2 protein-coding genes are annotated in these 4,285 nt (G+C 39.5%); one reads left to right on the top strand and one right to left on the bottom strand.

What is annotated here, in order from left to right; genetic code table 11:
• Window positions 1-319: 319 nt before the first annotated feature.
• Window positions 320-1,966: a tetratricopeptide repeat protein gene (locus tag ACO1O5_RS06695; RefSeq protein ID WP_486269065.1), complete on the bottom strand. Its 1,647-nt coding sequence runs from the start codon at window positions 1,964-1,966 to the stop codon at window positions 320-322.
• 390 nt (window positions 1,967-2,356) lie between these two features.
• Here ACO1O5_RS06695 and ACO1O5_RS06690 point away from each other — a divergent pair.
• Window positions 2,357-4,285, top strand: a 1,929-nt coding sequence (locus ACO1O5_RS06690) for an ABC transporter permease (protein ID WP_486269064.1), incomplete at its 3' end; no start/stop codon positions are given.

Here is a 4,285-nt window from a genome sequence, read left to right as displayed (position 1 = left end):
ATGGCTTTCAATTCATATATCTTATTCCCCAACGGACTGAAGTCCATTGTTACGATATGAATCAAGGCTAACGCCTTTACATAACGTAAAGCGGTAGGGTTGTTTTATTTTATAACACCGGATTTTAATCCGGTGAAATAAGAACTGATTATAAAACGAGTGCCATCGGCACGATACATAATTAAGCTTATCCCAAACTCACCTTACCTAAAAGATACCATTTCGCGATACCTGATTGGCAATAAGGAATTATTTAATTAGGAAAACCAGCCCGGCATAATAATGCCGGGGTAAATTTTATCCTGCGTTAGCAATTATTTTATCCTTCTTCGAAAAATTGTTGTGCCGTACCCGATCGTGCATGTTCCTGTAATTGATTAATAATGTTGGCTACCCTGTTGCCATGATGATTTATTTTCTCAAGATTGCTGATTAAATCCTTTGCTGCTTCTTTTTTTTCTTCTTCATTACCGGGAGCAACAATTTCACGTGCCAAATCGAGTGAAAGCTCTGAAAAGTTATTTACAAAATTCAGCGGGTTTTGTATTTCATGTGCCATTCGAGTTGCCATCACACCAAAAGCTGCCATCTTTTCTGACCGCACCAATTGTTGCTGCGTGTTCTTTAAATTTTCATAAGCTGCGGCCAGCTCTTTATTTGCTTTTTGTTTATAGCGATAACGATTGACTAACGCTATTAAAACTAACAATAACACTACAGCACCGGCAATAATTGAATTGCGGAGATTGCGCTGCCGGATATCTTTTTTCTCCTGACTGGCTTTGGCAGCCGCCTCTTTTTTGTCAAACGCATATTGCATGGCGGTTTCCGTAAGTTTCTTATCTTTTTCAATATTGAATATTGAATCTTTGATGAGCGCAAAGTTCTTATAACTTTCCAGGGCGCTTTTGTTATCTCCAAGTAGCGATTGAATTTCGCTTAAGCGGTTATAATTTGCAGATAAGCTGTTTAAGTCCCCGATCTCCCTGCTTATTGTTATAGCGGAGTCTGTATAAGTTTTTGCTTTTCGCAATGCAGCGAAATTATATTTGCCGGTGGCGGTGTCTTTCGCCGTGGCTAAATAAATGATTCCTATATTGCCAAGGCTGGCTGCTGTTTCAATTTTAACTCCCAATTCCTCACTTATTTTAAGCGCCTGTAAATGGTATTCTAAAGCTTTGCTATAATTTTTCTGTTCGGTATAAATGACCCCGATGTTGCCAAGATCTCTTGCAGTTCCATTTTTATCACCTAATTCTTTATATAGCTGCAGCGATTTTAAATTGTACTCAAGGGCTTTTTCATGATTGTTTAAATTGCGGTACATCTCGCCGATGTCACCAAGGTTAGCCGCAATGCCACTTTTATTTCCCATTTCCTCATCAATCTTGTTTGCTTTTAAAATATACGTAAGCGCTTTTTGATAATCTTGTTGACTGTTATAAACAATTCCAATATTGCAGAGCGTGACCGCAATGTCAGGTTTATTATTTATTTCTTCATTAATGCGTAAAGCATCAAAATAATATTTTAATGCATCAGGGTAGTTTGATTGATACCAATTAATAACGCCAATATCGCTAAGTATCCGGGCCTTGCCAACTTTGTCGCCAAGCTCCTCAAATTGCTGTAATGACTGTAATGAATATTTCAGCGCCGCGGCATAGTCAGATTTCCCAAACCCATAATTACCTGCGATGGTTCTGTTGGCATTAGCCATCCCTTTCTTCCATTCCAATTTTTCAGCAAGGTCCAAACCCTGTTGTCCAAATTTTAGACCTTCATCGGGGCTTATAGAATAATAAGTATGACTTAGATCAGTTAGCAACTTCACTTTATTGGTGTCTTCATTGGCCTTAGGTAATTGGCCAAGCAATGAGTCTATACGATCCTGCCCCTGGAGCTGCGCCCGGCATTGGTCCTGTACATAAAAACTAATAATAGCAAACAACAGAAGTTTTCTCATTTTCTTTTGTCACAGATTTGTTGCCGTAAAATAATATATAATTCCGTCACTTATATCACTGCCGGATAATTTCTCTTTCCATTTTATTTCGACGTCTGTAAGTTCAGAAGCAGCCTTGTGTGTACGCTAAAAGATTCTATTTCTCATTCACTAAAGGAATACGGCTGGTGGGTACAGCCGGCAACATCTTTTCCATTCTTCAATTGCTTAACTGTTCACTTTCTGTAAACAAGTGTTCGTTTATGAACAGTCTTGCATTGAATAAATTATAATAAATAACTCTTTATCAACGCGATACAGGCTTGGTACATTCATTGAAAAGTTTTCCGCGAAAATGCCTTTATATGTCCCATGAGGAAATTCTTTAAGCTTAATTCTAAATTCTAAGAGATGTTTAAAAATTATTTTAAGACTGCCTTCAGGAATATAGCCAGGCAAAAAGTTTTTTCATTTATTAATATTGCCGGGCTTGCGTTAAGCCTCACGGCTGTATGGATCATTTCGCTTTATATAACAGATGAGGTGAGTTATGATCGTTACAACAAAAAGGCGGACAGGATTTATCGCGTAGTGTCTCATGGCAGGTGGGGAGAAGAAAAGTTTGATATTACCGGTACTTCCGCACTTGCGGCGGCTGCCTTCAAAAAAGATTTTCCGGAAGTGGAAGATGCCGTGCGTATTGACCCCGAAGGGGGTGGCATCATTACTTATAACAACAAAAGCATTAAGGACGATGCTATCTTTTTTACGGATGCTTCTTTCTTCAATGTGTTTACTTATCATTTTATTGCAGGCGATTTTAATGCCTTGCGGCAGCCTAACAGTATTGTACTCACGAAAACAGTTGCGGCAAAGCTTTTTAAAGATCCCGAAGATGCACTCAATCAAACGATCTATATAGATAAGTCTCCGACATTGGTAACCGGTGTAATTGAAGACGTGCCTCAAAATTCTCATTTTAATTTTAATGCCCTTCGCTCAATGGCGCAGGACTATGGAGGCGATTGGAACAACATGAGCATATATACCTACCTGTTGTTAAAAAAGAATGCCGACATCAGCCGACTGAGGGCGAAGATGCCGGCATTTATTACCAGGTATCTTACCACAAATTCGCAGGATATACATCTCACAATGGAACTGCAATCGCTGAAGTCCATTCATTTACATTCTCATCTCAGCTACGAGCTGGGCGAAAATCACGACATAAAATATATCTATGTTCTTTCAATCGTAGGGTTTCTTATTTTAATTATCGCATTTATCAACTATATCAATATTACTACTGCACGTGCTTCTGTTCGTTTGCGTGAAGTAGCCGTAAGAAAAATTATCGGCTCCAGTAAAATTAATCTTGTAGGCCTGTTTCTTACAGAATCCATTACTACGATTCTTTCTGCCGCCGTAATAAGTGTTGTACTAATGACGCTGGTAATGCCGATGGTAAATAGCCTGGCCGGTAAACAATTATCTGTATGGCAGTTGGGTGTTTTACCAACCATTGCCTGGCTGTTGAGTTTTTCATTGCTTGCCGGACTTATCGGGGGACTGTATCCTGCGCTTTTCCTGTCGCGTTTTAAAACGATTCCTGCTTTAAAAAATCAGTTGGGTGATGTAAAAGGACAAGTGATATTCAGAAAGTCATTGGTGTTATTCCAGTTTGCAGTAACCGTTGTTTTAATCACAGCTTCACTGGTGATTTATATGCAATTGTACTATGTGCTCAATGCTGACCTTGGATTCAATAAAAATAAAATGATCACTTTCCACATTGATTCAAGAGCGGTAAGAAAGCAGGTGCCTGCGCTTCGTGAAGCACTGTTACAAAGCCCGCTGGTGAAAGCTGCGGCATCGGCAGGCAACCCGATTGGCAATAATGATATCGGCATGATGGATTATGACGTGGAAAAAAATGGCGTATTGGATGAACATAGCAATCTTGCTTATGGGTTAATTATCGATCCGGATTTTATTCCCGCCATGCAAATACACATGAATGAGGGCCGCAACTTCTCAAAGGATATTGCATCAGACAGTAATGAAGTAATCGTAAATGAGGCCTTGCTTAAAAGACATGGCTGGACAACGGGCATGGGTAAACGTATTTCAAGAGGTAAGGATTCAACCGGCAGGATCTTATTTGCCAATATCATCGGGGTGGTAAACGATTATCACATCTATTCGCTGCAACATAAGATAGAACCGGAAATTATGATGCTTCCGAAAGTAGCATCAGACAGGGATAATATGTATGTAAGGCTGGGCGATGGGGATATAGCCAAATCCCTTGCTGTTGTTGAACAAACCTTTCGCAAATTT

The sequence above is a fragment of the Ginsengibacter sp. genome (assembly GCF_057362405.1).
This window is presented reverse-complemented; position numbering and strand designations above follow the sequence as displayed.